Here is a 25,306-nt window from a genome sequence, read left to right as displayed (position 1 = left end):
ATGGGCGCTGGCGACAAATCGGAACCCCATCATATCGCCGGCATCGAACTGCCCGAAACCGCCGGGCCGCTCTATGAGAAGGTCAAGGCGCAGGTGCTGGACAATATCCGCTCCGGCCGCTGGCCGGGCAATCACCGCCTGCCTTCGGAACATGAGCTGGTGGATGCGCTTGGCATTTCCCGCATGACCGTGAACCGCGCTTTGCGGGAACTGACCGATCAGGGCATATTGAAGCGCATCCAGGGCGTCGGCACTTTCGTTGCCCCTCCAAAGCCGGAAACGACGCTGATCGAAGTCGTCAACATCGCCAATGAAATCAAGGCGCGCGGCGGGCAACATCGCGCCGAAGTCGTCACCCTCGACATCATCGAACCAACGCCCGAACTGCTCAATGCGTTTGAACTGCAAAGGAGCATTCCCATCGCCCATTCGCTGATCGTACATCTCGAAAACGATGTGCCGGTGCAGCTTGAGGAGCGCTTCGTCAATACAAACCTCGTGCAGCATTATGAGCTGCAGGATTTTCGGGCGATCACGACCTACGATTATCTTCAGAAAAGCACACCGATGACCGAGGTTGAACAGGTCATTTCAGCGATCACACCCGACGCAGAAATTGCGCGTCTGTTGCGTCTCGACGATGGCATCGCCTGTGTGCTTCTGGACCGCCGGACATGGACAGGCGAGACGGTGGCGACCGTCAACAAGCTGATCTACGCCGGTAACCGCTACCGTCTCGGCAGCCGTTACAAGCCTGAAATCTATAGATAATCCAAACCACTCCGTAATGATCACATTTATCTGACCCGGTGCTTTTCATCGGTTGTGTTGACATTTATCGATTCTCGTAACATTTATTGTTACATGAAAAGAGACAGCAAATTATCGGGCGTTCTGCACGTCCTTCTTCACATGGCGGAACATAAAGGACCGGTCACGTCTGAGGTTCTTGCCAAAGCCATGACCACCAATCCGGTCGTCGTGAGACGCGTCATGGGTGGCCTGCGCGAGCAGGGCTATGTTCGCTCGGAAAAGGGACATGGCGGCGGGTGGGAAATCGCCTGCGACCTCAACAAGGTTACCTTGCGTGACATTTACGAAGCCATCGGGGAACCGGCGCTTCTGGCCATGGGCAACCGCACGGAAATGCCGGGCTGTCTTGTGGAGCAGGCGGTGAACGCCTCGCTGAGCAAGGCATTTAACGACGCCGAAAACCTTCTTCTGGGGCGTTTTGGCGAGGTCACGCTTGCCATGCTGAGCGCGGATTTTCATCAACGCGCGCTGGAGCGCGGCGTAACATTCGATCTGGAGAGCAATCATGCATCATGATGCAATCATCATCGGCGGCAGCTTCGCTGGCTTGTCTGCGGCAACCTATCTGGCGCGCGGCAGACGATCTGTCCGCGTGATCGACGCCGGAAAACCGCGCAACCGTTTCGCCGAACATTCGCATGGTTTCTTTGCGCAGGACGGCAGCAACCCGCTCTCCATGCTGGAAACGGCGAAGGCGCAGGTCGAAGCCTATCCGACCGTGACCTTCACGCAAGGCAAGGCCGTTTCGGGTAGCGGCGAAATCGATAATTTTACGATCGAACTTGATAGCGGAGAGATTGTTGAGGGACGCAGACTGATCTTTGCTTTCGGCATATCGGATGATCTGCCGGATATTCCCGGCCTCGCGGAACGATGGGGCAATACCGTCATTCATTGTCCTTATTGCCACGGCTATGAATTCAGCGACCGTCAGCTCGGCGTTCTCAATCTGTCGCCCATGTCGGTGCATCAGGCCATGCTGATCTCGGAATGGGGACCGACAACCTTCTTTATCGATAAAGGGCTGGAACCGGATGCAGAGGCATTCGCAGAACTGGAACGGCGCGGCGTGAAGATCGAACACAGCCCGGTCAGTGCATTGCACGGCGAGGGGGGCGACATTTCAGAGGTCGAGCTTGAAGATGGGCGACTGGTCCCACTCAATGCGCTTTACATCGGACCACGCAATCGGCTGAACAGCCAGATTGCCGACACGTTCGGCTGCGCAATGGATGAACTGCCGCTCGGCAGAACGATACAGACAGACGGACTGAAGACGACAACCGTGCCCGGAATTTTTGCAGCAGGCGATATTACTCGTGGCGCGCACAGCGTCGCGTGGTCTGTGGCTGATGGCGTGACGGCAGGAACTGCGGCGCATCGATCCCTGGTGTTTTAGCCTCCCAATTTGTTGCATTCCGGCTACATTGGCACTCCCGTCTGCAATCGTCATATATCAGCCTCTTGCTTACGCGCTGCAGTCCTGCAAATTCAGCGTTCGTGGCCCTTCCCGCAGCGGAGATTCCTGGGCCGGATCGAGGAATTCATGGACACCGGGTCAGTTAGTTCAAGACCGCTCGCAGGCATTGCGCTTGCCTGCGGCGGTTACGCCTGTTTTGCCCTTCAGGATGCCATGGTGAAATGGCTCGTGGCGACCTATCAGGTGCCACAGATATTGTTCATGCGCAGTCTGGTGATCGTGCTCATTACCGGCGTGCTGATACGCTATCGCCGTCATCCATCGATTTTCCGAAGCCCTTATCGCAACACCGTGGTTCTGCGTGCCGCGCTTATGCTTGGCGCGTGGCTGCTGTTCTACAATGCCGCCCGCCATCTCGAGCTGGCAGAACTGACGACGCTTTATTTCTCCGCGCCGATCATGGTCATGTTCCTGTCGATCCTCGTCCTCAAGGAGAAGATCGGACCGGGGAGATGGATCGCCTGCGCCATCGGTTTCATCGGCGTAACGGTTGCTGCGAACCCGACCCATTCGCCCAATCTTATTCCCGCCGCCATGTGTATCGTGGCAGGTTTCTGCTGGGCATGGAGCACGATCCTGATCCGGCTTGTCAGCCGCAGCGAAACCACGATGACACAGATGTATGCGACCAGCCTGTTGTTCGGCCTGGCCTGTGCACTGTCCTTTCCGTGGACATGGCAGGACCCCGATCTCAACGGCTGGCTTTTGATGATCTGTCTGGGGCTTGTATCAACCCTCGGCCAGTTCCTTCTTTATGAAGGGTTTCGCCACGCACCCGCCTCGGCGCTGGCGCCCGTGGAATATAGCGGGCTGATCTGGGCCTTTATCTACGGCTATCTCATATGGGCGGAAGTTCCGGCCGCGAATGTGTTTGCCGGTGCATTCCTGATCGTGCTGGCAAGCTTGCTGCTCATCGCCTGGGAGCAGCGACAGGCAAATCTCCGCAAGCGCCGCGCCCCCTGTTGAGAGCCTGCTCCAAAAGTCGCCCTGTGTGGCTGCAAATGGCGATTTTTCTCCGTTCCGGTGCTTATGTACCTTAAGTACACTGCGCTCCGGTACTCGAAAATCACCATTTTCGCACACACATGCCGCCTTTGGATTCAGTATCGAAGGCGCGGCAGTATAGCTATTGCAAAATGCTAGACCGCTTCTGCAGTCTGCCCGAGTGGCAGCGGGAACAACCTGTCATATGCGATGTTGAACACGAACGCATAGACCAGATAGAAGACGACAATCGCTATATCCATCACAAGAGCGGTCACCAGCGAAATTCCCAGATACCAGGCGATGAACGGGATCAGAAGCACGATCAACCCGGCTTCGAAAAGGATCGCGTGAAGAACCCGGACGGCCATGCTCTTGTTGACGCTGCCGGTGAAGCGCAGCATCGCCTTGTCAAAACCCAGATTGAACAGAAAATTCCACACGGTTGCGGTGGTTGCCGAAACAACCCCGATGACGCCCATCTCTGCTGCAGGCTTGTCCAGAATGAAGGCGGAACCGGGTATGAAGATCGCCAGACCGATGATTTCAAACATCGTTGCGTGGCGGACACGGTCCATAAAACTGCGCATTTCCTTTAATCCCTGTTGTTAATGCGCGTGCTTCTATCTTATTATGCCAATAAGAAAAGTTAGATATTATCTGGATTTACGATAGATGAGTATCGAACTGGAGCAACTCGAGGCCTTTGTGGCCTCTGCGGATCACGGATCATTCTCCGCCGCCGCGCGATATTTGCGCAAGGCACAGTCTGCGGTCAGCGTGCTGGTTTCCTCGCTGGAAGACGATCTCGACGTCAAGCTGTTCAGCCGTGCATCCCGCAATCCTGTGTTGACGGAGGCGGGTGCAAGGCTGTTGCCGGAAGCGCGGCTGCTGCTTGCAAGGCGGGAGCATCTGATTTCCGTCGCCAGAAATTTCGGCGATCATGTGGAAAGCCGTCTCGTGGTTGCAATCGACGAACTTTACCCCGAACCGGCCATCGCGACGCTGTTTGCAGCCTTTGCACAGGAGTTTCCGCATGTAGAGCTTGAACTGACCTTTCCGCCTTCAACCGCGATAAGCGGGCTTGTACTGGAGGGAAGGGCGGACCTCGGCGTCATGTGGCGCGCCGAGCAGATGCCTGATGAGCTTGGCTTCCATACCATAGGCTGGGTGCCTCTGGTGCTGGTCTGCGGGCGCGAGCATCCGCTGGCGCATACTGCGGTCAGTTGGGAAGATTTGAGGTCGTTTCGCCAGATCATGGCCCGTAAACACAGCGACACCGCAGAAAGCCGCCGTTTGCGGGTCGGTGCCGAGGTCTGGTGGGTGGAAAGCCACTGGGTCATCCTGCAAATCCTCACGCGAGGGATCGGCTGGGCGTTCATTCCAGAACATATCTTGAAGGACTCACCGCTGGCGCCGGAGCTTGTCATTCCGAAACTGCAGTTCGACGAAGGTGCGCATCCGGTCGCGCTGGAGCTGATCTGGAACAAGCGGCGACGGCAGGGGTCAGCCGCACAATGGCTGCAGGAGCGCTTTGCCAAGAGTCGCTTTTGAACTTTTGATAAAGAAGATGCAAAGGGCAGGGCACAACCCTGCCCAAAGCGGATTTATACTTTTGCAGCTTCCACGAAGCGCGGATCGAAGGTTTGCGCGAATGAGATATCCGCACTTGCCAGTTCCGGATCGAGCGCCTTCAGCATCTCGAACAGGCTCTTGAAGCCGTCTTCCGCGATCAGGCCCTTTTCGGAATACATGGCGCGGGACTTCTCGAAGCCGGTCTTGTACAGCGCGCGGTCGCCGAGCAGATATTCTTCCGGCACAGCATCTGCCACGTCATCGGCAGAAGCCTTGTGAATCCAGTTCAGTGACTTGACGAAAGCATTGACGACCCGCTGCGTGGTTACCGGATTTGCATCGATGAAGCTCTGCTGCACGTAGACGGTCGCGGCTGGATTGGTGCCACCGAAAAGCTGGCGGGTGCCTTCTTCGGTGCGTGTATCGAGTAGCAGCGTGATGTCGCCATCGACTTCCAGTCGCGTGATGACCGGATCGAGATGGACGAGGGCGGCGATTTCGCCCTTCTTGATGGCTGCGACAGCACTTGCACCACCGCCGACACCGATGATCGAAGCAGCATCTTCGGAGAGGCCGTTCTTGATGAGCGCATATTGCAGCAGCAGAGAGGTAGACGAGCCGGGCGCCGTGACGCCGACATTCTGGCCCTTCAGATCGGCAATCGTCTTGATTTCACCGGCAAGGTCCTTGCGCACGCCGATACAGATGCCCGGAAAGCGGCCAAGCTCGCAGACGGCCTTGATGTCCTGCCCCTTGTTCTGCATGCGAATGGTGTGCTCGTATGCGCCGGTCACCACATCGACCGAACCGCCGATCAATGCCTGCAAGGACTTTGCGCCGCCACCGAAATCATTGATGGTCGCCTTGATGCCTTCTTCCTCGAAGAAGCCCTTGCGCTCGGCAATGGTGAGCGGAAGGTAATAGAAGAGCGGCTTGCCACCGACACCGAACATCAGCTCCGGCTTTTCCGGCGTTGCGGATGCATCCTGCGCATAGGCGGGAAGGCGCGAGGCTATACCCGCAAGCCCGAAGGCTGCGGCGCCCAGCAATATATCTCTACGCGTTGTCGTCATGGTTTCCTCCTTGAATCTTTTTAACCGTTGTGACCTGCAGCTTTCGGACGCCAGACAAGCAGGCGCGCTTCAACGATGGATACGCCCCAGTCGATGACCAGCACGAATGCCGTCAGCACCAGCATTCCGGCAAAGACGCCGGTGACGTCGAACACGCCTTCCGCCTGATGAATCAGGTAACCAAGCCCCGCCGACGAACCGAGATATTCGCCGACAACCGCACCGACGACGGCAAAGCCGACGGCCGTGTGCAGGCTTGAGAACATCCAAGACAGCGCCGATGGCAGATAGACATTGCGCAGAAGCTGTCGCTCGTTCATGCCGAGCATACGCGCATTGGCGAGTACCGTCTGGTTCACTTCCTTCACGCCCTGGTAGACGTTGAAGAAGACGATGAAAAAGACCAGCGAGACGCCAAGCGCCACCTTTGACCAGATGCCGAGGCCGAGCCACAGTGCAAAGATTGGCGCAAGCACGACGCGCGGCAGAGAATTGGCCGCCTTCACATAAGGGTCGAAAATCGCGGCAAGCAGAGGCTTGCGGGCAAACCAGAACCCGATCAGCACGCCGCCGATTGAGCCAATGGCAAAAGCCAGCATGGCTTCAAGCAGGGTGATGCCGAGGTGATACCAGATCGTTCCATCGGAGAACCATTTATAGATGCGCTGCGCCACATCGCCCGGTGTCGCAAAGAAGAATTTCGCCTTGGCCGGATTGCCCAGCAAATGGGTAGCGGTGAAGAGGTGCCAGACCAGAATAACGACGACAGCCACGCTGAGCTGCGCCAGAAACAGCATAACAGGCTTTTTCATTTCTTTTCCCCACTCGTCTGCTGATAGCCCTTGAGAACCTCTTCCTTGAGCGCACTCCATATTTCACGATGAATTTCGTGAAACTTGTCATCGAGGCGAATTTCGGAAATCTCGCGCGGACGGGCGAGGGGAATCTTATATTCCGCCATGATGCGGGCACGCGGCCCGGCAGACATGATGACAACGCGATCCGCCAGCGCGATGGCTTCTTCCAGATCGTGGGTCACGAACATGACGGCCTTCTTGTCCTGCGACCAGAGATCGAGCAAAAGGTCACCCATGATGACGCGGGTTTGCGCATCGAGCGGGCCGAAGGGTTCATCCATCAGCAGATATTTCGGATTGCGGATCAGCACCTGCGCGAGACCAACACGCTTGCGCTGTCCACCCGACAGCATATGTGGATAGCGGTCGCCGAAACTTGCAAGGCCGACGCGACCAAGCCACTCACGCGCCTGCTCGCGCGCCCGAGCCTTTGGCGTGCCAGCGATTTCCAGTCCGATGGAGACGTTGTCCAGCACTGTCTTCCAGGGCATGAGGGCATCCTGCTGGAAGAGATAACCTGCCTTGCGATTGAGGCCTTGCAGCCGCTGGCCGCTGATTTCGACAGTACCACTGGCTGGCACCAGAAGCCCGGCAACGGCATTGAGCAATGTAGACTTTCCACAGCCCGTCGGACCGACAATCGCCACGAATTCGTTTTCAGCGACTTCCAGATTGCTTTCGGCAACAGCATCGAAGCAACCGCCATCGGCCAGCTTGAATGAAATCTGCACATCTTTCAGCGCGATTGCAGTCTTGCGCGCTTCTTCCGGTTGAATACGGCTTGGTTCGGCGCTCATCGTTCAGCACATCCGATGAACTGACAATGTGCGGTGCCATAACGGCTCATATATCCGCTCCTCTTCGGGTAGCGCCTCATGAATGGGGGAACAGACAGGATGCGAGATCTTGTCCGTCTAAAGTGAGACGCAAAAATTTGCGATAGAGTCCCTTCGTATAACGTCCCGGCAAGAACATGCAACGAAAAGCGGACAGCGCATTTCAAACTATCGACAAAAATAAGTCTATACGAAATTTTATTGCGGGCCGTGAGAACTGGAGTGGACTGCGCGGACAGCAACTCCATCACATCTGGCGCAAGACGCTGACTGATGCCCGTTCAGGGCATTTGCAGAAGCGATGTGGTAGTGGAAACCCAATGAGCCTGCATTTACAAAGCCCATTTCAGGCTTGAACCCACCTTGGCGCCAGATCAAATCAGATAATATGTATTATGGAACTAACCGATATAAATCCGACGTTGAATTGGCGGCCTTGTGAGCGGCCCAATCCTTGCAATTGCCCCGCTGCCCGTTATTGCCCCGGTGCGCCAAGCTGGCGGAGAAAACTCCGGTAATCCGTCCGAACCCATTCTTCGGTTAATCGTCCTTCCCCGTCGAAACGGAATATATTGATCAGGTCCATTACAATGCGTTGTCCATTGGGTGGCAGTGGTCCTGCCGGAGACATGGTGAAATCCCGAACAAATATCCCTTCGATCCAGGTCTGACAGGCAATATTGTTATCCTCGGCGATTATAATCCCGCGCCTGATCGAACGATCGTCAAAAGCGGCACGAAGCGACTGAAAATATGCAGTAAGTCCTCCATAGTCCGTCTCGAACCCATCGGGGCCATGGAAGCGAAATTCGTCTGTATTGAAATAGGTGTCCGTCTCTGCCTGATCCGCACCAGAAACCTCGAGTTCGCCAGCTCTGATCAGGCGCTTGATCAATTCATCTCGACGCAGTGTCATATCTCATCCTTTACAATGACAATCTTCGCCCTCCACCTGGATGAAACTAAAAAAGAAAGACCCGCCCGATAAGATAGTCATCGATGCATGATCCAGTGAAATCTTTTCAACAATCGGACGATGCGTCCTGTATGAGCACCAGAATTACCCGGTTTCCTCATCACGAATTTGCTGACAATCGCGCTCTGATATGGGGAGCTCTCACGACATCGATAAAACCCCGCAGGGCTGACGGCACATGCCGGCGACCGGGATAATAAAGCATCAACGGCGAGAACGGAGGGCACCAGTCTTCGAGCACCGTCACAAGGTCCCCAGCGACCAACAAATCATGTGCCAGGTTCTCCGGCACGTAGGCAATACCCAGTCCCCCGGCAGCCGCCTCGATCATCAGGTCATTATCGTCCAATGTCAGCGTGCCCGGAGCATCAATCGTCATCTCCTGACCATGCTTCTCAAATTCCCAGCGATACCGTTTGCCGCTCGGTAAACGCTGGCGGATGCAGCGATGATTGCGCAAATCATCCGGAACCAGAGGCCGATTGAAATCGCGCAGATAGGCAGGAGCGACAACCGCAAGAAAGCGAAGCTCGTCGCTGATGCGAACGCCAATCATGTCCTGCGGCACCGTTTCTCCCAGCCGGACACCTGCATCAAAACCCTGCTCCACGATATCGACCAGTTTCCCGTCGCTGACCAGATCCAGTTCCACTTCTGGATAACGGGTCAAAAAGGTCGGCACGACATGGCGAAGCAAGACACGGGCAGCCCCCTTGCTGGCATTGATGCGCAAAAGGCCGCTCGGATGGCCACGCTCATCGGCAAGGCTATCAAGCGCTATGTCAAGTTCCCGAAGCGTTGGGGAAACCCTCTGTAGCAGGTGTGCACCAGCTTCCGTGGGAGAAACGCTGCGCGTGGTGCGGTGCAGCAGTCTGATGTCAAGTTGTGCTTCAAGTTTCTTCATGCGATGGCTTAGCGCAGAGCGCGATACGCCAAGAAGATCGGCAGCTCGGCGAAAGCTGCGCTCGTTGGCGACCGTTGCAAAGGCTTCCAAGTCTGCAAGTGTCGGCTTCATGACTGATGAAATCCTTTCGCCAATACATGTCTGTTGAAATACGCAAGGTAGCGCCTTGGTCCGTCCACCGCCAGCATGCCTGGAAAAGCAGTTTTCACCCGTTGCCTGAAGGCGATTCAATGTACTGCAAGGGCCTTATGATCCACTGGTCTTCCTATTGTCGCCACTACCGGGCCGACCATGAAACCGAACCTCAGTATCACAGCAACGAAAAGGCCGCAGCTCGCCCCAGCGGGGTTGGCTGCAGCCTCGTTTTTTCGTTGCTGACCGGTTGTTATGCCGTCTGGAACGATTGCTCATAGCGATCGTGACGGCGCACCCAGTCCATTCCCCCGGCCTCGTTGCGACCTTTCGGAGCGAGATCGAGCATATTGTAGGTACCCATCATCACTTCAACGCCGCGTCCATAGGTGGAGTAGGTGCGGAAGATCTCGCCCGCATCATCCTTGTAGAAGGCGCTGACGCCCGGCCATTCCCCGCCAACTTCGCCCCATTCGCCGAAATTGTAATCGATTTTGCCGCTGGCGATCTCATCCGGCGTGAAGCTCACTCGGAAATCGTAGTTGAAGTCGGTGCCGAAGGACGACACCCATTTGAACTGCCAGCCCATACGTTGGCGGTAACGTTCGATGTCGGCAAGCGGCGCGCGGGAAACAGCGATCATGGTGACATCATGATGCGCAAGGTGCTTGTTCATACCATCGGTGTGGTCAGCCATGAAGGAGCAGCTTGGGCAACCCTCCTTCCATCCCGGCGCGAACATGAAATGCTGCACCAGAAGTTGCGACCGGCCTTCGAAGAGATCAGCCAGCGTGCGTGAGCCCTCCGGCGCATCGAAGACATATTCCTTGTCGATGCGTACCCACGGCAAGGCGAGCCGCTGCCGGGCAACTTTATCGCGAAGATGTGTCAGCTCCTTCTCCGCTTTCAGGAAGTCTCGACGGGCAATCAGCCAGTCATCGTGTGAAACAATAGCGCGTTGCATTGGAGTCTCCTATGGTTTGGTATTGGGGAGTTGAAAACGGGCGGCAAAAAGCTTCATCCACGGCGTTAGATGGAAGAGGCTCATCAGCGCGTACATCAGGGCCATGTCGTTGACGGGAACGAAAGTCGATGCACCCGAACACATCGTCATGTCCTGTGAACCGACAGCAGAAATCCACGCCATCAGCGCGAAGGTCGGCGTGGCGGCAAGCCCGATCAAACTGGACGCATCGCTCGTCGGCTCGGGTGGAGAGCCGGCTTTCTCTGTCACTGTGCGCATTGGCATATCTGCCTCTCCCATCGAATTGCCGTTTCCAGCTGTTGCGATACAATGAAGCTAACTCGGATGGAGGGGTGCGTGAGAGTTACAAGTGTGACGGGATTTCAATGGACCCACTGATCGCCGCCGCTGCAGGCGCTCTCTCAGCTGGCGATCCCCTCGCTGTGCTGAAAAGGGTTGCCCTGCGAAATGACCCGCCAGCGCTGGCATTGCGCGGCATAGCAATGGCACAACTCGGCGACTTCACGCGCGCCAGAGAGCTTCTGCGAAGCGCGGCGCGTAGCTTCGGTCCGAAAGAACTCGTAGCCCGCGCGCGTTGTGCCGTTGCCGAAGCCGAAATCGCCCTTGTTTCACGCGATTTGGGCCAGTCATTGCAAACACTCAACGCAGCCCGTCTGCTTCTCGAAGCATTCGGTGACCGCAGCAATGCTGCTCATGCCGGCTATCTCGAAGCCCGGCACCTCCTCCTGATCGGCCGCCTTGATGAAGCGGAAACGTTGCTCGGTCAGTTGGATGACAGCGCTCTGCCGCGCGCTTCGATGGCAGGGCGCCAACTGGTGGCCGCTGGCATAGCCATTCGTCGCATCAAGACAAAACCGGCGAAAGCAGCTCTGGAACGGGCAAGGCAGGCCGCAGAAGACGCACGTATTCCAGCACTCTCGGCCGAGGTCGACCGGGCGATACGAGCATTCGGAATGCCGGCAGCCCGTTTGGTCACCGACGAAGCCGAGCGTTCGCTTCATCTAGAAGACGTCGAAAGGCTTCTGGCCACCGACACGCTGATAGTGGACACCTGCCGCAATGTGGTGCGTGGAGGGGCAACGATCATTCCGCTCGCCACTCGTCCGGTGCTGCTTAAACTCATGCGCGCTCTGGCGGAAGCCTGGCCGAAGGATGCAGCGCGCGAAACGCTCCTCAAACGTGCTTTCAATGCACGACACGTCGATGCGTCGCATCGGGCGCGACTGCGCGTTGAAGTCGCGCGGCTGCGTGAGACGGTCAAACCGCTGGCAGCACTGAATGCCACCGCAGACGGTTTCGTCCTGCAACCTCGAACCGCCCGAAATATTGCCGTGCTGGCGCCGCACGTAGAAGGTGACGGTGCGGGAGTCCTCGCGCTGCTCAGCGATGGGGAAGCCTGGTCGAGTTCCGCATTGGCGCTGGCGTTGAATGTCAGCCCGCGTACAGTACAGCGAGCACTCGAGGAGCTTGCCCGCGACGGTAAGGTCGAGGCATTCGGGCGCGGAAGAGCGCGCCGCTGGATCGCGGCGAGCGTACCCGGATTCCCGACAAGCTTGTTGCTCCCCACCACGCGGATTTACAGCTAGGATGAAGACATGAAACACTCAACCGCCGAAATCATCCGTGAATATGGCCCCTTCCCCGATGCAGATGACGTGGCCGGGGTCAGCTTCGACGGCAATCAGGTCTGGTTCGCGACGGGCAACAGACTGAACGCCCTTGATCCCGATAGCGGGGAAATCCAGCGTTCGCTGGATGTCGCCGCCGATGCGGGAACCGCATTCGATGGCGAGCACTTGTTCCAGATTGGCGATTCCATGATCCGCAAGATCGATCCCCGCACCGGCCAGATTGTCTCCACAATTCCAGCGCCCGGAGATGGCGGGAATTCCGGCTTGGCCTGGGCGGAGGGTTCGCTCTGGGTCGGACAGCATCGCGGTCGCAAGATACATCAGGTGAATCCCGAGACCGGAGAAGTGTTGCGCACGATCGAATCCAACCGGTTCGTCACCGGTGTCACCTGGGTCGATGGCGAACTCTGGCACGGCACGTGGGAAGGCACCGGCAGTGATATTCGCCATATCGATCAGAAAACAGGCGCCGTGCTCGAGCGATTGGACATGCCGGCCGGGACTGGCGTTTCTGGACTTGAATCCGATGGCCGAGACCGTTTTTTCTGCGGCGGCGGAAGCAGTGGAAAAGTGCGGGTCGTTCGTCGGCCCCGACATGGTATCTAGATCATTTTCCGTTTTATTGAATCGGCCTCTCTTGACGGAAAACGGAGACCGAATGAGCATGATACTCAACATCTGAACCTTTTTGATCTGCGCCGAGGAGCAAACCATGAGTGAGGATCATCATGAACATTCGGATCGATGGAAGCACGACGGCGTACGCGTGATCAAAGGGGATCAGCTTGATCCGAATACCGCGCAAACGCCGGGTATGTTCCGTCAGGCGGCGATCAATCACGCGCGCGTTGGAGCACAGAAAATCTGGGCAGGAACAGTAGCAATCGAACCCAATGCGAAAACCGGTGTCCATCACCATGGCGCGCTTGAAAGCGTCATTTTTGTTCTTCGGGGCAAGGCGCGGATGCGATGGGGAGATCATCTGGAATATGTGGCCGAAGCGGGACCGGGCGATTTTATCTTCGTACCGCCCTATGTTCCCCATCAGGAGATAAATGCCGATCCTGACAACGTGCTGGAATGCGTTTTGGTTCGATCCGACAACGAAGCCGTTGTCGTGAACATTACGGATGTCGATCCGGTTGAAGATCCTGAGGAAGTTTATTGGGTTGATCCGATACATCCCCATCCAAAGTAGAGCCGCCTGCCCGCCTGACTGAAAGCTGGCCACCCAGCGGATGGCATCTGGACACAGAAAACCGATGAACCGTGACAAGAAACCGCCCTCGCCTCTTGGTGGACTGACAGTTCATCATTCTCAATTTTTTTATGAAGGCTTGTTCCGATGCGATTGGGATGTTGCGCCAATTTTAGATGAACGCGATGGAAAACTCACCATTCTTCGCAGGGTTCCATCGCGCCGGATGAGATGATGATAAAGTGCTGCGATAACATGCAACATGATAATAGCGATGGTGCCATAAACAAGTGTGGCGTGCAGCCACGACCAGAACGCTTCGTCGGCGTCTGAAACGGTCAATGGCAAATTCGGCATGACGAACAGGTCGAAGACGTAGCTCGGTATGTCGAGAGGCGACGAGGAAACGACCGCCCATCCTGTGATTGGAACAAGGATAGTCATCGCCAGAAGCATTCGATGAGCGCCTCCCGCAAGCATTACCTCCAGCCAGTTCGTGTTATTGTAGGGCGTCGGGTGAATGCTCGTTACAAACCAGAACACCCGGATGAGTGCCAAACCGAAAATCGCGAAGCCGAGTGACTTGTGCCACTGATAGAGTGTGAACTGGAGTGCCGGATCGGAACCCGTTGCCTGTGTCAGAAAACCGAGACCGATCTGGACAATAAACAGACAGGCGATCAGCCAATGCAGGAGCTGCGCCACAAATCCGTATGTGGTTTCAGTATTGCGCCACATCACGATCTTTCCGAAAGACCTCAAGTCTGTTTCACTCGAACTGTTTATAAGCACTCAATGCAATTTCCTGGAGCCGCGCACGCGGCAGGTCGCCGACAAGCGCACAACTGATGGCATTGTCGGTCCATACAAGCGCTTCCAGATTATCCTGAGACAGATAACGCAAGGACGTCTCCTTCATATTGTCCGAGGGCACGATGAACAAAGTGACGCGCTTGCCCTCCCGATCCTCATACATCAGTTGCGCCGCAGGTCCGCCTTGGGCAGGCAATAGACGCCCGCCAACGAGGGAAAGTCCTTCCGTCCGCAAGTCGGGAATATTAAGGGGGCGATCCAGCCGCTTGGAGAGCCATGCAGAAAGATGTTGCTCCTGCTCGGCTTTCACTTCCACAGGATGCACGATTTCGCTGGCGTAAAGGTTGTGAGCTGCCATAGCCTCACTTGCGAGTGGCCATGAAGGTGTCGGCGCGCTGCCCGGAAAATCGCGACCGAACCAACCGCCGAGCCCGCCCAGTGCCACCAGAAACACCGCCGCTGCGGCCATGCGCCGCCATCTTCGTCGCGCCTCAAGAACCCGTTTGCTGACTTTGTCGGGGAGAAGTCGCGTGGGCAGCGGCTCCTCCAAGACTGGAGCATATAATGCCCGCAACGTCTCGTTCTGCCTTTGCCAGATATCAAGTTCGGACCGCACAGATGGATTGGATAATAGCTCCTTCTCCACTGCCTGGCGGCGTTCTTCGCTTAAAAAGCCATCGACATAGGCCTGCAATTCGGTGTCGCTGATCAGGTTGCTCTTCATTTCACCACCCTCAATTGCGCACCCGTCTCCTCTGTAAGCCTGCGCAATGTGGCCCGTGCACGCCCCAACCGCGACATCAGTGTGCCGAGCGGAATATCCAGCACGTTGGCAGCTTCCGTGTAACTCATCCCCTCGATGGCGATAAGCAGAAGCGCTTCCCGCTGTTCAACAGGCAGCAGCTGTATCGCACGCGCAGTTTCGGCAAAAACAAGCCGGGAGGGAGATGCGCTGGCAACCTGCGGTTCTGTCGTGACGCTCGATAACGGCGCATTATCCGGGGCGCGTCGCCTGTGGCGCAATTCGTTTCGCCAAAGATTGACGAGCATTCGAAACAGCCATGCACGCAACGGCCCGGAAGGTTGCCAAAGACTGCGCTTGCGAATGGCGCGCTCCAGACAATCCTGAACGAGATCGTCTGCCTGGTCAGCGTCATGCGTCAGCGCCCGGGCGTAACGTCGGAGCGCTGGAACACATTCCTCCATTTCGTCCAGGAAGCGCGACATTTCCTTTTACCCGGCCTCCTCAATCCTTCGCGACATGCCAGACGCCGCCAACACCATCGCCGGAAACGTCACCCGGCTTTTTATCGCCTTGCCAGAGATAGAGAGGCTTGTCTTCATAGGCCCATTGCTTCGTGCCGTCCTTGCGAGCAATAAGACTGAATTCTTCACTAGCAGTCGCCTTTCCGTCGGCTTTCAGCGGCGGCCATTTCTTCGCACAGTCGTCGTAACAGTTGGATGTCCCTTTGGTATCCTTGTCGAAAACATAAAGCGTCATCCCTTTGGCGTTCGTGAGGACCTCCTCCCCTTTCGCCGTTTTCATCGTTTTTATGGTTCCCGATGCGTAATCTTCAGCATGCGCAACGAATGGTAAGCCAGTCATAAGCGTGACAGCTACGAAAAGTGTTGTGGGTCTGCACATGATAATCCTCCTTTGTGGTGTTGTCGTTGCTTCCAATCACGACAACACCACGCCCGCGAAATTAATCCGTAGCCGGAGACATTATTTTGCTCCGCGCAAATTCATCTCGAATTTAACCACGTTGGAATAGATCGGTGTGCCGACATCCATGCCGTATGGGGAACGAAGCACGTCGCCTGTCACGTGAAATGTAACGGTTCTCGCGTCGTTGCTGACAAGGGCCGCGAAGAATGTTTCACCATGGGTTTTACCCCGTGCCGTCAACATTCCATCGATACGGGCCGTGCGCGGGCCTGTCTGCGTGATCCGGGTCGATTCAAAAGTCAGAACCGGATAATCCTGCACATCGAAGACTGCCGAAGACTTCAGAAAGTCCGTGATACGGGATTGCTTGGCATCGACGCTTGCAGGCCGGAGCCGAAACGATACAGAGGATCTGGAGAGGTTTTGTGCATCGAGCTCCAGATTGCCAGTGAACTCACCAAATGAGCCCCCCAGTCCGCCACCGCCGACCTGGCTCACGGTAAAGGCGATGTGTGATGATTGCTGAATAGTATAATGCCCGCTGGCAACACCGAACGTGTCGGCATGCGATGAGTCGGGCATGGCAGCGAGGACCATTATGATAGCTAAGGGGCGGAACATGACGACCTCCCGTGTTTACCGTCTTCAGCATCAACACCGGTCATCCATTTTTAATCCGCCTGTGGGCACATTTTTTACGCCGCAACGCATTTTGGCAAAGCAACGCGACGGAAAATTCAGGCGGATGACTGAACTATCGATACATGATGAACGCGAGACCGGTGACCACAAACATGGCTCCTAACCAAGCTCCGACTGCGGGGCGTTGCCCGGTTCGCACCCACAGCAGCGGAAGGATGATGACTGGCGTAGTTGCCGAGATCGTTGAGACTACGCCTGTTTCTCCACCAGACAAGGCAAAGAGCAGCAGCGTCATTCCCATGGCGAGCGACAGAAAACCGGAAAAGGCCGTCATGGCGGTTGCCTGCCATGTCAGCGGATTGCGTGGACGAAAGGCTGCGACGGGAAACATCGAGACGAAGCTGAGGCAACAGGCTGCCGTGCCCACGCGCAGCAGTGAGGCTAGAAACGGATCGATGCCGGTAGCCATAACCGGCCGCACGATGATCGATCCAACCGCTTGCCCGAGCGCGGCAAGCAAACCGAACATCAAGCCAACGATCAGAGAGCCTTTTACCGTTTCCCAGGGATGAAGCTGGGTCCGGCGGTTGCTGAAAAATATTGCCAGGCATACGCCCATAATGGTGAAAGCGATGCCGATCACAACCGAAGTAGAAAGTGTTTCACCGAGCACGACCCAACCCAGAAGGGCAGCAATGGGGGCATTCATCGCAAACAGAATTCCGGATCGGCGTGGCCCAAGCCGGTTCAAGGTCACGAAGAGGATCGTGTCGCCCAGGAAGATGCCGATAAAGCCCGACAGGATGAGCGGAAAAGCATTGCCAGAATGGATCTGCTGCCACGTTCCTGTCGCCATCACATAGATGACAAGCAGGCAGCTGACGAATATCTGTCGCACCTGATTGAAGGTCAGCGCACCCAAATGGCCAGCAGGCCCGGCCGAGATAAGGCCCGTGAACGCCCAGCAGATAGCAGCCCCCAGCGCTGCCAGCTCATAAATAGGCATTGAAGCCCCTCAGCATATTCGTGGATTACGACTCGGAATCGGGAAACGATAAACCCACCCCGAACTCACCGCTTCTCCTATCTGACCTTCGATATACAGGCAATGCTATGCTATGCGGCGGTATAATTCCGCAGTGCTTCCCCAGGCCATAGGTCCTGGAGATTGGAAATCACGGTTATATTCGAGGCGCTGTGTTGGGTATCGCGCCCAACTGGAACAGTATCAGTTTTTGAATGATCTCTTCAGAAGAGGAAGCCTGTCCCAGCTACAGTTCAGTGGAAACTCGATCTTTTTGCTGGTCATAATGGAATTTCTGCGACCTGATCGTCGATCAGATCGCTCTTGTTTCCACAGCCAGACTGCAGTCGAGGTTGCTCATCCTTTTTACTATCGCAAAGTGGCCTTTTCCTTTTCACGCTGCGGATGACGGGCGGAAAGAGCATCGGCATGCTTACCCCGTCCCGTGGTGCGGAGCCGTTCGAGATAGGCAGGAAGCTCGCCCAGCGTATGATACGGACCACCCTCGCGCAGAACAGTCATGAGCGGATCGATATCCTGGTCGCTACGTTCGGCCATTGTACCATGCCATTCATCGAGCAGACGGCTGGCATATGCGACGATATCCGGGCAGCTTTGGGATAGATCCTTCTGCTCATGCGGATCGGATGTGAGATTGAACAGCGTGACAGGCCCGAAATCCTTCAGCCCGTCATGCCATGTCCGCAGCATCAACCAATCTTCGTCTAGATGCCGGAACCGCACACCGCGCTGTACGGCCCATGCGCCTTGGCTGAGCACGAGGTAATCGCGTCCACCATTCTCGCCTTGACACATTGAAGGTGCGAACGACTTTCCATCCCAAACCGACGGCACTTTTCCGCCCAGCCCGTCAATCAATGTTGCAGGCCAATCGAAATGATAGTGCAGTCCGTGATTTACGCCCGGAGCCTGACCCGGCCAGCGAATGATGAGTGGTACGTTGCAGGTGAATTCATCCGCCGTCTGATGATCTCCCCAAACATTCAGTTCACCCAGATTTTCACCGTGATCGGCACTGATCACAATGATCGTGTCGTCATAAAGACCATGTTGCTTCAATGCTGCGATCAAATGGCCGATATGCTCGTCTGCGTAGCGGACACCGGCATCATAACCGTTGAACCAGGCCGAAGCTTTCTCCATTGAGTCTATAGGAGCTGGCATTCTGGTGTGATGCGCATGTGGATTGTCTGCAGAAAACCCGGTCGGTTCCTGTGGGCTGTGCGGACCGTATCCAGCAATGCTTCTTGCCAGAACTTCCTCTGTCATCCATTCGGGTAGCGGCTCACCGGCAAAGGGATCACCCCATTCCTCGGGCACGCGATAAGGGGTATGCGGGTCCCACAGATTAACATGCAGGAACCATTTTCGTGACTTGTTGCGTGCAATCCAGTCTATAGCCATCCGCACGATTTCGTCGGCATTTTCCATGCCACCCTTGCCGCAATTCATGACTTCATTGAAACCGGCATACCAATGCCAGCAGCCATGGCGCTCACCAAAGCTGGATATGGTGGTGGTATGATAATCTAGATCACGCAGAGCTTTCATCCAGCCTTCTTCATAGAAGGTGCCCGCCCATGCGCGACTCGCACCTTCCCGAAAAGGCTCGCAGGCCGTGCCTCCATGGCCGACCACCCCTGTGCGAAAACCGTGTCTGCCCGACCAGAGCGCAGTGCGCGACGGATGACAGGGAACATCCGAAACATAGATATTTTCAAACCGTACGCCTTCTCGCGCGATAGCGTCGATAACCGGTGACGTATTGCGATGATAACCGTAGCAGCCCAGATGATCGCGGCGCAGGCTGTCAATGTCGATATAGAGCACGTTCATTGTGAATTTCCTGTAGGCAGAAGAGAGGGCGGGGACAGCCCAACGGGCATGGGTTTGAGCGGCTCTGAACTATCTGTACAATTCAAAGCCGCTCCGGGATCCGCCGTCTGCGCGTGGTTCGTTTCGCGCAGGCGGCGACTCGTCATTTCGCAGCGAAATAATCAGCTAGATAATAGTCTTTCGGATCCAGTGGGCTTTCCAGTTTGCCGAAGGTAACGAACATCTCGGCCATGCCGGACAGCCAGCCATTAACCGATCCGTCGCCGGTGAGCTTCACCAGTTCCTCACTCGTCAGCGACTTTCCGTTTTTGGCTTCCGTCTCCAGATTGGTCTTTTCGATCTGGAGAAACTTTGCCGTAATGTCGACGGACTGCTCCGGATTTGCAGTGCGGAAATCCTCGGCTTCCTTGATGACCGCGATCATACGCTTCACCGCCTCTGGATTCTCGGCCACAATCTCGTTGCGTGCGATGAACGCGCTTGGAAAAGTTTTCTCCGGAAAGAAGTCGCTATTGGCCGCCAGCTCCACCATACCGGGAACATGTTCCTTGATCGTGCCGATCAACGGATACCAAATGCCTGCAGCGTCGATTTGTTTGGAAGCAAAGGCCGATACGACCGTAGATGGGTCCATCTTGACGACCTGAACATCATCCAGCTTCATCCCTGCCTTGCCTAGAGCGAGCCGGAGTAGCATATCGCCAGAGGTGCCTTCTGGGACACCAATCTTCTTGTCCTTCAGGTCGGCCATTGACTTGAAGCTCTCCTGCGCGATCACCCGGTCTGAAAACCCCACCGAATTGATGGCCACAATCTTGGCCTTGCCACTCGCAGGCAACCACAGCGCGCCGGGGCCGATATAACCGAAATCAAGGCTACCGGCACCAAGTGCCTGCACCTGAATGGGGCCGTTGGTAAATACCCGCGTGTCAACTTCAAGACCGTGCTTCTCCCAAAGCCCCTGCTCGCTGGCAATCGCCGTGATGCTGGTGCCCCAGTAATCCGCAATATAACCGACACGCACCCGAATATTGTCGGCAAGGGCGGCGGTGGGCAAAAGGGTTAATGCTAAGCTAATTGCAAGAAAAGCACGTCTTTTCATCTGGTCATCTCCTCATTATTGACCGTGTGACGATTGCTGGCCTGTTTGTGGCTTCTGATGGTAGACGGCATGCCAGACGCGGTTGCGGATGGCTGCAAATTCCGGGGAGAGACGAATGGCCTCGGTGCGCGGATATGGCAGGTCGACCGGAATGATCTGATCCAGCCGGCCAGGGCGGGCCGCCATGACGATAACGCGATTTGCGAGATAAACCGCCTCATCCACGTCATGGGTGATGAACATCACTGTGCGCTGCTCGCGGCTCCAGGCATCCAGCAACTGGTCCTGCATATGCACACGCGTCAGCGCATCAAGCGCGCCGAACGGTTCGTCCATCAGCAGGATTTCAGGTGCTGCTGCATAAGCGCGAGCAATGGCGCAGCGCTGCTTCATGCCACCTGACAAGGCTTTCGGCAGTGCATCCGCAAAGTCCGTAAGGCCGACCAGAGAAAGGTAATGATCGGAGATCTCGCGCCGTTTCGTGCGCGACATGCCTGCAATGCTGAGGCCGAATTCAACGTTCTGACGCACGGTGAGCCAGGGGAACAGCGCATATTGCTGAAAAATGACGCCACGCTCCGGTCCGGGACCAGCAACCGGCTTGTCACCAACAAGAATATCACCGCTCGACGGTCGCAGAAGCCCGGCCGCAATATTCATTGCAGTGGATTTTCCGCAACCGGACGGACCTACCACCGTTACGAATTCACCATCGGCAATATCGAGGTTCAGCCGATCCAGAGCGAGAAAGCCGCCATAGTGCATCACCACGTCGTTGAAGGATATTTTAGGTGTCATGCCCGCTCCTGCCATTGTGTCAGGCGACGGTCAGCCGCCTGAAGCAGCCGGTCCATGAACAGCCCGAGGATACCAATTGTGACGAGGCTCACGAAAATGGTCGGCAGATCGTAGTAGAGCTGCGCCTGCTGCATGCGATATCCAAGTCCGGACTGGGCCGCGATCAGTTCAGCAGCAACCACGGTTGCCCAGGCAGCCCCAAGTCCGATACGCACGCCCACCAGAATGAAAGGAACAGACGCTGGGACGATCACACGGGCGAAGATTGTCGCATCCTTCGCACCCAGCACCCGAGCAGCGTTGATAAGCGTGCGGTCCACACTGATTACACCCTGATAGGTAGCCACAACAGAAGACAGAAACGATGCAAGAAAGATGACGAAAATCTTTGGCGATTCATCAATGCCCAGCGTCACGATGGCCAGCGGAATTACTGCCAGTGGCGGAATCATTCGGAAGAACTGAACCCACGGCTCGATCAGACTGCGCGCAATACGATACCATCCCATCAGAAAGCCAACGGGTATTGCGAGCGCCACGCCGAGCACGAAACCGGAGAGAACCCGACGCAAACTGGCGAAGATATCCCCCACGAGCTGACCATTCAGCAACAGCGCCAATGCCCGGTTTAGCACATCGACCGGGCCAGGCAGCACCACCGCACCTGTAGCCGTGAGGAGATACCAGCCTCCTATCCCAACGGCAAAGGAAAGAAGATTGAGGCTGAGGCCCGTCATACGCGCGTTCATCGGGATACTCCCGAATAAAACAGGTGATCCAGCGCGACAGCGGCAGCGCCCACCGCACCGGCATTATCTCCGAAGCCGCCGCGCTCTATCCGCAAGACATCACGCATATGCGGTAGCACCCGTGGTGGCAGATCGCTCCGCAAGCACTCGTAGAAAGATTCAGGCGCTTCCGCAAAATGCCCCCCGAGCACGATCAAATCCGGCGTTAACAGATTGACCGCATTGGCAAGCGCAGTTGTAAAGTGGCTGGCAACCTCATCATGCAGTGCCGGGTCACGGGCGACCGCTGCAAGAAGCGGCTCTCCGCTGCCAGCTCCACGCTCGCGCAACACGCGTTCCGACACAAAAGTTTCCAGACAACCGCGATTACCGCATGCGCAAAGCGCACCCTGCGGATCGATCTGGATATGTCCCAGCTCCACCGCACCATGACCGCCGGGGCGAAACGGCACGCCGTCGACCACCAGACCCGCTCCCAGACCCGTGCGCAAATAAACATAGAGGACAGCCGGGCAGCCCTGCCCTATGCCGTAATGGGCCTCGGCAAGCGCCATGGCCGTAACATTCTGTTCAACCACGGTTGGAATATTCAGTTCCGCTTCCATTGCATCGGCGAAAGCGACATCGCGCCAGCCGGTATTGATCGACAGCAAGTTGCGTCGGCGTGCCTGATCGACGGGTCCCGGCACGCCCATGCCGACACCGACCAGGCTACCCAGAGCAATGCCTTTGCTCCGCACGAGATCGCGCAGAACATCGGCTACCTGATGCGTCAGTTGCAGCGGATTATCGTTTGCAGCGTGGTCGAAGGCAGCACTGGCGACAATCTGTGCCGTCAGATCGCAAATCGCGACCTGCACAACCTCGGCTCCGACATGCACGCCAGCCACATAATATGCCGACGGAACCAGACGCACACTGACCGGCGGCCTTCCCGGCGCTGGCGATCCTGAAGGCAGAACTGGAACTTCTGTTTCGGTAATACAACCGTCCCTGAGCAGTTGCGCGGTGAGATGTGTGAGGGTCGTGGCAGACAATCTGCAACGCCGCGCCAGCTCGGCCCGCGATTGCGGTCCCTCGTCACGCAGGATTTTTAACACCATGCCGAGGTGTATGCTCATGCGACCTCCCCTATTTATTTTCTAAAGTTTAGTAAATAATTGGAAGTGTCAATAGAAATATGGAGGCAGCTGTCGAAGCAACGTCTTGGTCAAGAGGGCCTTCACCGAAAAGGGCCGGCGAAAAAGGCGGCATGAAAACCAAAGCGCCGCCTCTTATCCAAGAATATTAAAGCACTTGTTTTCAGCCGATGATGCGGCGCACAGTCTGCGCAAACATCCGGTGCCGCCTTCGGACTTCCCTCAAATTGCTTGGCAGCGCATGGCGAGCCAGTCTAATGTGGTGCCGTCCAGTAGGTCCTTAAGCGCATCATAGACTTGCCGGTGATAGGCATTGATCCACTGAATTTCCTCACGGTTCAGGCTTTCGATGTTGGCCAGCCGCACATCCAGCGGAATGAGTGTCAGGCTTTCAAACCGCATGAAGCCATTTTGGTCTGCGACGATTTCAACCTGATTTTCGAGACGGATGCCATAAGCATTCGCCTTGTAATAACCCGGCTCGATCGTGGTCACGATGCCGGGGCGCAGGTCGACAGCGTTTACTTTCTTATCGAAGCGCTGCGGCTGCTCATGCACAGACAGGAAGTGGCCGACGCCGTGGCCGGTACCATGATCGTAGTCGAGCCCCAGCTCCCAGAGCGGGCGGCGGGCGAAGGCGTCAAGCTGATGACCCTGAGTACCTTTCGGAAACCTAACCGACAACATCGAGATCAGCCCCTTGAGTACGGCGGTAAAGGCAATACGCATCTCATCTGGAACGGCGCTTAGCGCTGTCGTGCGGGTGGCATCCGTGGTGCCAGTGAAATATTGACCACCGGAATCGAGCAGATATACATTGCCGGGCCTTATCAGAGAATTGCTGGCAGCAGTGGCTGCATAGTGGCACATGGCGGCATTCGGCCCCGCAGCGGATATGGTCTGGAAACTCGCTTCCACGAAATCGGGATGAAGTTCGCGAAAAGCGAGTATCATGTTTTCCGCTTCCAATTCGCTCACCGGGTTGTCGCTTGCACGCGCGCGGCCTTCGGTGTCGAGCCAAGCCAAAAATCGGACCCAGGCTGCACCATCGTGACGATGAGCATCGCGGAAACCGGTCAGTTCAGTATCGTTCTTCAGCATCTTCAGATCGGTTATCGGGCTGCGGCGGTGCTGCACGCAGCCACCCGCGGCCATCGCCGAACGGGCAAAGGCCGATGGAGCGAAGCTTGGGTCGATGAGCGCCGTTTTCCCGGTGCAGCGCGCGGTGATGAGTTCCAGAACCCGCGAAGGATCGCTGATGGAAACGCCGTCCAGTTCGAAATCGGAAAGGTCATTGGGCAGCTTGCGGCTGTCGACAAGCCATTCGGTTTGGCCATCCTTGCCGAACAGCAGAAAGGATTGCGGCAGCGGGTTGAAAGCCACGTCGCTACCCCGCACGTTGAGCAGCCAAGCAATATTGTCCGGCTGGGCCTCAAGCAGATAGTCGGCATCGATTTCGCGCAGTATTGCGGCCAGCTGTGCTTTTTTATCGGCCACAGATTGTCCAGCATAGCGATTGGAAAAGGCATTGATCTTGCCCAGTGGCTTATCCGGCTGATCGATCCAGATCTCATCTACGAGGTCCCCGTTCACGGCTACCCATTCGCCACCTGCGTCGGTAACGGCCGCGCCGCATTCCTGATCCCATAGCAATGGAATCAACATCGGATTGAAGCCGATCCTCTGCCGCGGCTCCACATGATTGCGCAGCCATTGCTTTAGCGGGGCGTCGTGAAAATGTTCAACAGTAAAAGCCGTCATATCCACCTCGCTGCGGACCTGTACCTGATAGCGCCCGTCGACGAAAATCATCGCCCTGTCGCGCAGGACCAGAGCGACTCCCGCCGAGCCGGTAAAGCCGGTAACATGAGCAAGGCGATTGTCATGGGGTGTGCAATATTCACCCTGATGCTCGTCGAAACGCGGTATGACATAGCCATCAAGCGCGTTAACGACGAGCGCTTGTTGCAGGATCTCCAAAGGCGACGGACGTTGGGAAGCGACAATATTCACGGCAAGTTTCCTTCTGGAACGCATTTCGCAAGGTAGGAAACGGCCTTCGTCGCAAG

28 protein-coding genes and 1 pseudogene are annotated in these 25,306 nt (G+C 56.4%); 9 read left to right on the top strand and 20 right to left on the bottom strand.

The annotated features are described in order from the left end of the window. The 5 genes and pseudogenes from hutC to HWX93_RS22945 all read left to right on the top strand — a co-directional run. Complete coding sequence (hutC, locus tag HWX93_RS00705) at nucleotides 1-771, top strand: histidine utilization repressor (RefSeq protein WP_176036123.1); 771 nt, start codon at nucleotides 1-3, stop codon at nucleotides 769-771. A gap of 93 nt (nucleotides 772-864) precedes the next feature. Then, a complete protein-coding gene (locus tag HWX93_RS00700; protein WP_176036122.1) occupies nucleotides 865-1,329 on the top strand; it encodes an Rrf2 family transcriptional regulator in 465 nt (154 codons plus the stop codon). Next, entirely contained in the window at nucleotides 1,319-2,212 is an 894-nt protein-coding gene (locus HWX93_RS00695; protein WP_109988725.1) for an NAD(P)/FAD-dependent oxidoreductase, read from the top strand. The genes HWX93_RS00700 and HWX93_RS00695 overlap by 11 nt, the downstream gene beginning before the upstream one ends. Nucleotides 2,213-2,359: 147 nt before the next feature. Then, entirely contained in the window at nucleotides 2,360-3,259 is a 900-nt protein-coding gene (locus HWX93_RS00690) for a DMT family transporter (protein WP_109988724.1), read from the top strand. Then, a pseudogene (locus HWX93_RS22945) lies at nucleotides 3,256-3,409 on the top strand (flagellar basal body P-ring protein FlgI); the annotation flags it as partial. The gene HWX93_RS00690 and the pseudogene HWX93_RS22945, both read left to right, overlap by 4 nt. A 23-nt stretch (nucleotides 3,410-3,432) precedes the next feature. Here HWX93_RS22945 and HWX93_RS00680 read toward each other — a convergent pair. After that, complete coding sequence (locus HWX93_RS00680) at nucleotides 3,433-3,867, bottom strand: PACE efflux transporter (protein ID WP_176036121.1); 435 nt, start codon at nucleotides 3,865-3,867, stop codon at nucleotides 3,433-3,435. Nucleotides 3,868-3,952: 85 nt separating this feature from the next. On the opposite strand from HWX93_RS00680, the gene HWX93_RS00675 reads away from it, so the two are divergent. Next, nucleotides 3,953-4,831 carry a LysR family transcriptional regulator gene (locus tag HWX93_RS00675; protein WP_109988722.1) on the top strand — a complete coding sequence of 293 codons (879 nt, stop codon included), beginning with the start codon at nucleotides 3,953-3,955 and terminating at the stop codon, nucleotides 4,829-4,831. A gap of 53 nt (nucleotides 4,832-4,884) precedes the next feature. On the opposite strand, the gene HWX93_RS00670 is transcribed toward HWX93_RS00675, so the two are convergent. The 7 genes from HWX93_RS00670 to HWX93_RS00640 all read right to left on the bottom strand — a co-directional run bounded on the left by HWX93_RS00670 (nucleotide 4,885) and on the right by HWX93_RS00640 (nucleotide 10,879). Continuing rightward, nucleotides 4,885-5,925, bottom strand: coding sequence for an ABC transporter substrate-binding protein (locus HWX93_RS00670; protein WP_176036120.1), 1,041 nt, complete (start codon nucleotides 5,923-5,925; stop codon nucleotides 4,885-4,887). A gap of 20 nt (nucleotides 5,926-5,945) precedes the next feature. Beyond that, nucleotides 5,946-6,737 (bottom strand): ABC transporter permease, encoded by a 792-nt coding sequence (locus tag HWX93_RS00665; protein WP_109988720.1) that lies wholly within the window; start codon nucleotides 6,735-6,737, stop codon nucleotides 5,946-5,948. Further along, nucleotides 6,734-7,579: an ABC transporter ATP-binding protein gene (locus tag HWX93_RS00660; protein WP_176036119.1), complete on the bottom strand. Its 846-nt coding sequence runs from the start codon at nucleotides 7,577-7,579 to the stop codon at nucleotides 6,734-6,736. Before HWX93_RS00660 ends, HWX93_RS00665 begins: the two co-directional genes overlap by 4 nt. Before the next feature lie 514 nt (nucleotides 7,580-8,093). Continuing rightward, on the bottom strand, nucleotides 8,094-8,513 hold the full coding sequence (locus HWX93_RS00655) for an ester cyclase (protein WP_210267188.1): 420 nt from the start codon (nucleotides 8,511-8,513) through the stop codon (nucleotides 8,094-8,096). 181 nt (nucleotides 8,514-8,694) lie between these two features. Continuing rightward, nucleotides 8,695-9,609, bottom strand: a complete 915-nt coding sequence (locus HWX93_RS00650) for a LysR family transcriptional regulator (RefSeq protein WP_176036117.1) — start codon at nucleotides 9,607-9,609, stop codon at nucleotides 8,695-8,697. Nucleotides 9,610-9,883: 274 nt separating this feature from the next. Then, complete coding sequence (locus HWX93_RS00645; RefSeq protein ID WP_176036116.1) at nucleotides 9,884-10,594, bottom strand: DUF899 domain-containing protein; 711 nt, start codon at nucleotides 10,592-10,594, stop codon at nucleotides 9,884-9,886. Between the two features lie 9 nt (nucleotides 10,595-10,603). Beyond that, a complete protein-coding gene (locus HWX93_RS00640) occupies nucleotides 10,604-10,879 on the bottom strand; it encodes a hypothetical protein (protein ID WP_176036115.1) in 276 nt (91 codons plus the stop codon). A gap of 101 nt (nucleotides 10,880-10,980) precedes the next feature. Between HWX93_RS00640 and HWX93_RS00635 the strand changes: the two genes are divergently transcribed. From HWX93_RS00635 to HWX93_RS00625, 3 genes are all read left to right on the top strand, one after another. Next, on the top strand, nucleotides 10,981-12,201 hold the full coding sequence (locus tag HWX93_RS00635) for an HTH domain-containing protein (protein WP_176036114.1): 1,221 nt from the start codon (nucleotides 10,981-10,983) through the stop codon (nucleotides 12,199-12,201). A 9-nt stretch (nucleotides 12,202-12,210) separates the two neighbouring features. After that, nucleotides 12,211-12,852, top strand: coding sequence for a PQQ-binding-like beta-propeller repeat protein (locus HWX93_RS00630; protein ID WP_176036113.1), 642 nt, complete (start codon nucleotides 12,211-12,213; stop codon nucleotides 12,850-12,852). Nucleotides 12,853-12,958: 106 nt separating this feature from the next. Next, a complete protein-coding gene (locus tag HWX93_RS00625) occupies nucleotides 12,959-13,444 on the top strand; it encodes a cupin domain-containing protein (RefSeq protein ID WP_176036112.1) in 486 nt (161 codons plus the stop codon). Nucleotides 13,445-13,573: 129 nt separating this feature from the next. On the opposite strand, the gene HWX93_RS00620 is transcribed toward HWX93_RS00625, so the two are convergent. From HWX93_RS00620 to HWX93_RS00565, 12 genes are all read right to left on the bottom strand, one after another. Further along, the gene (locus HWX93_RS00620; protein ID WP_176036111.1) at nucleotides 13,574-14,182 is read right to left on the bottom strand and encodes a cytochrome b; all 609 of its coding nucleotides are present in this window, start codon (nucleotides 14,180-14,182) and stop codon (nucleotides 13,574-13,576) included. A gap of 31 nt (nucleotides 14,183-14,213) precedes the next feature. Beyond that, the gene (locus tag HWX93_RS00615; protein ID WP_176036110.1) at nucleotides 14,214-14,981 is read right to left on the bottom strand and encodes an anti-sigma factor family protein; all 768 of its coding nucleotides are present in this window, start codon (nucleotides 14,979-14,981) and stop codon (nucleotides 14,214-14,216) included. After that, on the bottom strand, nucleotides 14,978-15,484 hold the full coding sequence (locus HWX93_RS00610) for a sigma-70 family RNA polymerase sigma factor (protein ID WP_176036109.1): 507 nt from the start codon (nucleotides 15,482-15,484) through the stop codon (nucleotides 14,978-14,980). Before HWX93_RS00610 ends, HWX93_RS00615 begins: the two co-directional genes overlap by 4 nt. A gap of 19 nt (nucleotides 15,485-15,503) precedes the next feature. Continuing rightward, on the bottom strand, nucleotides 15,504-15,902 hold the full coding sequence (locus HWX93_RS00605; RefSeq protein WP_235969038.1) for a hypothetical protein: 399 nt from the start codon (nucleotides 15,900-15,902) through the stop codon (nucleotides 15,504-15,506). Nucleotides 15,903-15,983: 81 nt separating this feature from the next. Next, nucleotides 15,984-16,547 (bottom strand): YceI family protein, encoded by a 564-nt coding sequence (locus HWX93_RS00600; protein WP_235969037.1) that lies wholly within the window; start codon nucleotides 16,545-16,547, stop codon nucleotides 15,984-15,986. Nucleotides 16,548-16,680: 133 nt separating this feature from the next. Further along, on the bottom strand, nucleotides 16,681-17,574 hold the full coding sequence (locus tag HWX93_RS00595) for a DMT family transporter (RefSeq protein WP_176036108.1): 894 nt from the start codon (nucleotides 17,572-17,574) through the stop codon (nucleotides 16,681-16,683). Between the two features lie 387 nt (nucleotides 17,575-17,961). Further along, the gene (locus HWX93_RS00590) at nucleotides 17,962-19,449 is read right to left on the bottom strand and encodes a sulfatase (RefSeq protein ID WP_176036107.1); all 1,488 of its coding nucleotides are present in this window, start codon (nucleotides 19,447-19,449) and stop codon (nucleotides 17,962-17,964) included. A gap of 142 nt (nucleotides 19,450-19,591) precedes the next feature. Next, nucleotides 19,592-20,551: an aliphatic sulfonate ABC transporter substrate-binding protein gene (locus HWX93_RS00585; protein WP_176036106.1), complete on the bottom strand. Its 960-nt coding sequence runs from the start codon at nucleotides 20,549-20,551 to the stop codon at nucleotides 19,592-19,594. A gap of 15 nt (nucleotides 20,552-20,566) precedes the next feature. After that, nucleotides 20,567-21,349 carry an ABC transporter ATP-binding protein gene (locus HWX93_RS00580; RefSeq protein WP_176036105.1) on the bottom strand — a complete coding sequence of 261 codons (783 nt, stop codon included), beginning with the start codon at nucleotides 21,347-21,349 and terminating at the stop codon, nucleotides 20,567-20,569. Further along, entirely contained in the window at nucleotides 21,346-22,098 is a 753-nt protein-coding gene (locus HWX93_RS00575) for an ABC transporter permease (RefSeq protein ID WP_176036104.1), read from the bottom strand. The genes HWX93_RS00580 and HWX93_RS00575 overlap by 4 nt, the downstream gene beginning before the upstream one ends. Further along, nucleotides 22,095-23,219, bottom strand: a complete 1,125-nt coding sequence (locus HWX93_RS00570; protein ID WP_176036103.1) for an ROK family transcriptional regulator — start codon at nucleotides 23,217-23,219, stop codon at nucleotides 22,095-22,097. Before HWX93_RS00570 ends, HWX93_RS00575 begins: the two co-directional genes overlap by 4 nt. 240 nt (nucleotides 23,220-23,459) lie before the next feature. Then, nucleotides 23,460-25,250, bottom strand: coding sequence for an aminopeptidase P family protein (locus tag HWX93_RS00565; RefSeq protein ID WP_235969036.1), 1,791 nt, complete (start codon nucleotides 25,248-25,250; stop codon nucleotides 23,460-23,462). Nucleotides 25,251-25,306: the final 56 nt, after the last annotated feature.

The organism is Brucella tritici (assembly GCF_902825325.1).
In the GTDB taxonomy this organism is placed as follows: domain Bacteria; phylum Pseudomonadota; class Alphaproteobacteria; order Rhizobiales; family Rhizobiaceae; genus Brucella.
This window is presented reverse-complemented; position numbering and strand designations above follow the sequence as displayed.

Coding starts and splice junctions, on each gene's coding strand:
- hutC (WP_176036123.1), top strand. CDS start 1: ATGGGCGCTGGCGACAAATCGGAACCCCATCATATCGCCGGCATCGAA.
- HWX93_RS00700 (WP_176036122.1), top strand. CDS start 865: ATGAAAAGAGACAGCAAATTATCGGGCGTTCTGCACGTCCTTCTTCAC.
- HWX93_RS00695 (WP_109988725.1), top strand. CDS start 1,319: ATGCATCATGATGCAATCATCATCGGCGGCAGCTTCGCTGGCTTGTCT.
- HWX93_RS00690 (WP_109988724.1), top strand. CDS start 2,360: ATGGACACCGGGTCAGTTAGTTCAAGACCGCTCGCAGGCATTGCGCTT.
- HWX93_RS00680 (WP_176036121.1), bottom strand. CDS start 3,867: ATGCGCAGTTTTATGGACCGTGTCCGCCACGCAACGATGTTTGAAATC.
- HWX93_RS00675 (WP_109988722.1), top strand. CDS start 3,953: ATGAGTATCGAACTGGAGCAACTCGAGGCCTTTGTGGCCTCTGCGGAT.
- HWX93_RS00670 (WP_176036120.1), bottom strand. CDS start 5,925: ATGACGACAACGCGTAGAGATATATTGCTGGGCGCCGCAGCCTTCGGG.
- HWX93_RS00665 (WP_109988720.1), bottom strand. CDS start 6,737: ATGAAAAAGCCTGTTATGCTGTTTCTGGCGCAGCTCAGCGTGGCTGTC.
- HWX93_RS00660 (WP_176036119.1), bottom strand. CDS start 7,579: ATGAGCGCCGAACCAAGCCGTATTCAACCGGAAGAAGCGCGCAAGACT.
- HWX93_RS00650 (WP_176036117.1), bottom strand. CDS start 9,609: ATGAAGCCGACACTTGCAGACTTGGAAGCCTTTGCAACGGTCGCCAAC.
- HWX93_RS00645 (WP_176036116.1), bottom strand. CDS start 10,594: ATGCAACGCGCTATTGTTTCACACGATGACTGGCTGATTGCCCGTCGA.
- HWX93_RS00640 (WP_176036115.1), bottom strand. CDS start 10,879: ATGCCAATGCGCACAGTGACAGAGAAAGCCGGCTCTCCACCCGAGCCG.
- HWX93_RS00635 (WP_176036114.1), top strand. CDS start 10,981: ATGGACCCACTGATCGCCGCCGCTGCAGGCGCTCTCTCAGCTGGCGAT.
- HWX93_RS00630 (WP_176036113.1), top strand. CDS start 12,211: ATGAAACACTCAACCGCCGAAATCATCCGTGAATATGGCCCCTTCCCC.
- HWX93_RS00625 (WP_176036112.1), top strand. CDS start 12,959: ATGAGTGAGGATCATCATGAACATTCGGATCGATGGAAGCACGACGGC.
- HWX93_RS00620 (WP_176036111.1), bottom strand. CDS start 14,182: ATGTGGCGCAATACTGAAACCACATACGGATTTGTGGCGCAGCTCCTG.
- HWX93_RS00615 (WP_176036110.1), bottom strand. CDS start 14,981: ATGAAGAGCAACCTGATCAGCGACACCGAATTGCAGGCCTATGTCGAT.
- HWX93_RS00610 (WP_176036109.1), bottom strand. CDS start 15,484: ATGTCGCGCTTCCTGGACGAAATGGAGGAATGTGTTCCAGCGCTCCGA.
- HWX93_RS00605 (WP_235969038.1), bottom strand. CDS start 15,902: ATGTGCAGACCCACAACACTTTTCGTAGCTGTCACGCTTATGACTGGC.
- HWX93_RS00600 (WP_235969037.1), bottom strand. CDS start 16,547: ATGTTCCGCCCCTTAGCTATCATAATGGTCCTCGCTGCCATGCCCGAC.
- HWX93_RS00595 (WP_176036108.1), bottom strand. CDS start 17,574: ATGCCTATTTATGAGCTGGCAGCGCTGGGGGCTGCTATCTGCTGGGCG.
- HWX93_RS00590 (WP_176036107.1), bottom strand. CDS start 19,449: ATGAACGTGCTCTATATCGACATTGACAGCCTGCGCCGCGATCATCTG.
- HWX93_RS00585 (WP_176036106.1), bottom strand. CDS start 20,551: ATGAAAAGACGTGCTTTTCTTGCAATTAGCTTAGCATTAACCCTTTTG.
- HWX93_RS00580 (WP_176036105.1), bottom strand. CDS start 21,349: ATGACACCTAAAATATCCTTCAACGACGTGGTGATGCACTATGGCGGC.
- HWX93_RS00575 (WP_176036104.1), bottom strand. CDS start 22,098: ATGAACGCGCGTATGACGGGCCTCAGCCTCAATCTTCTTTCCTTTGCC.
- HWX93_RS00570 (WP_176036103.1), bottom strand. CDS start 23,219: ATGAGCATACACCTCGGCATGGTGTTAAAAATCCTGCGTGACGAGGGA.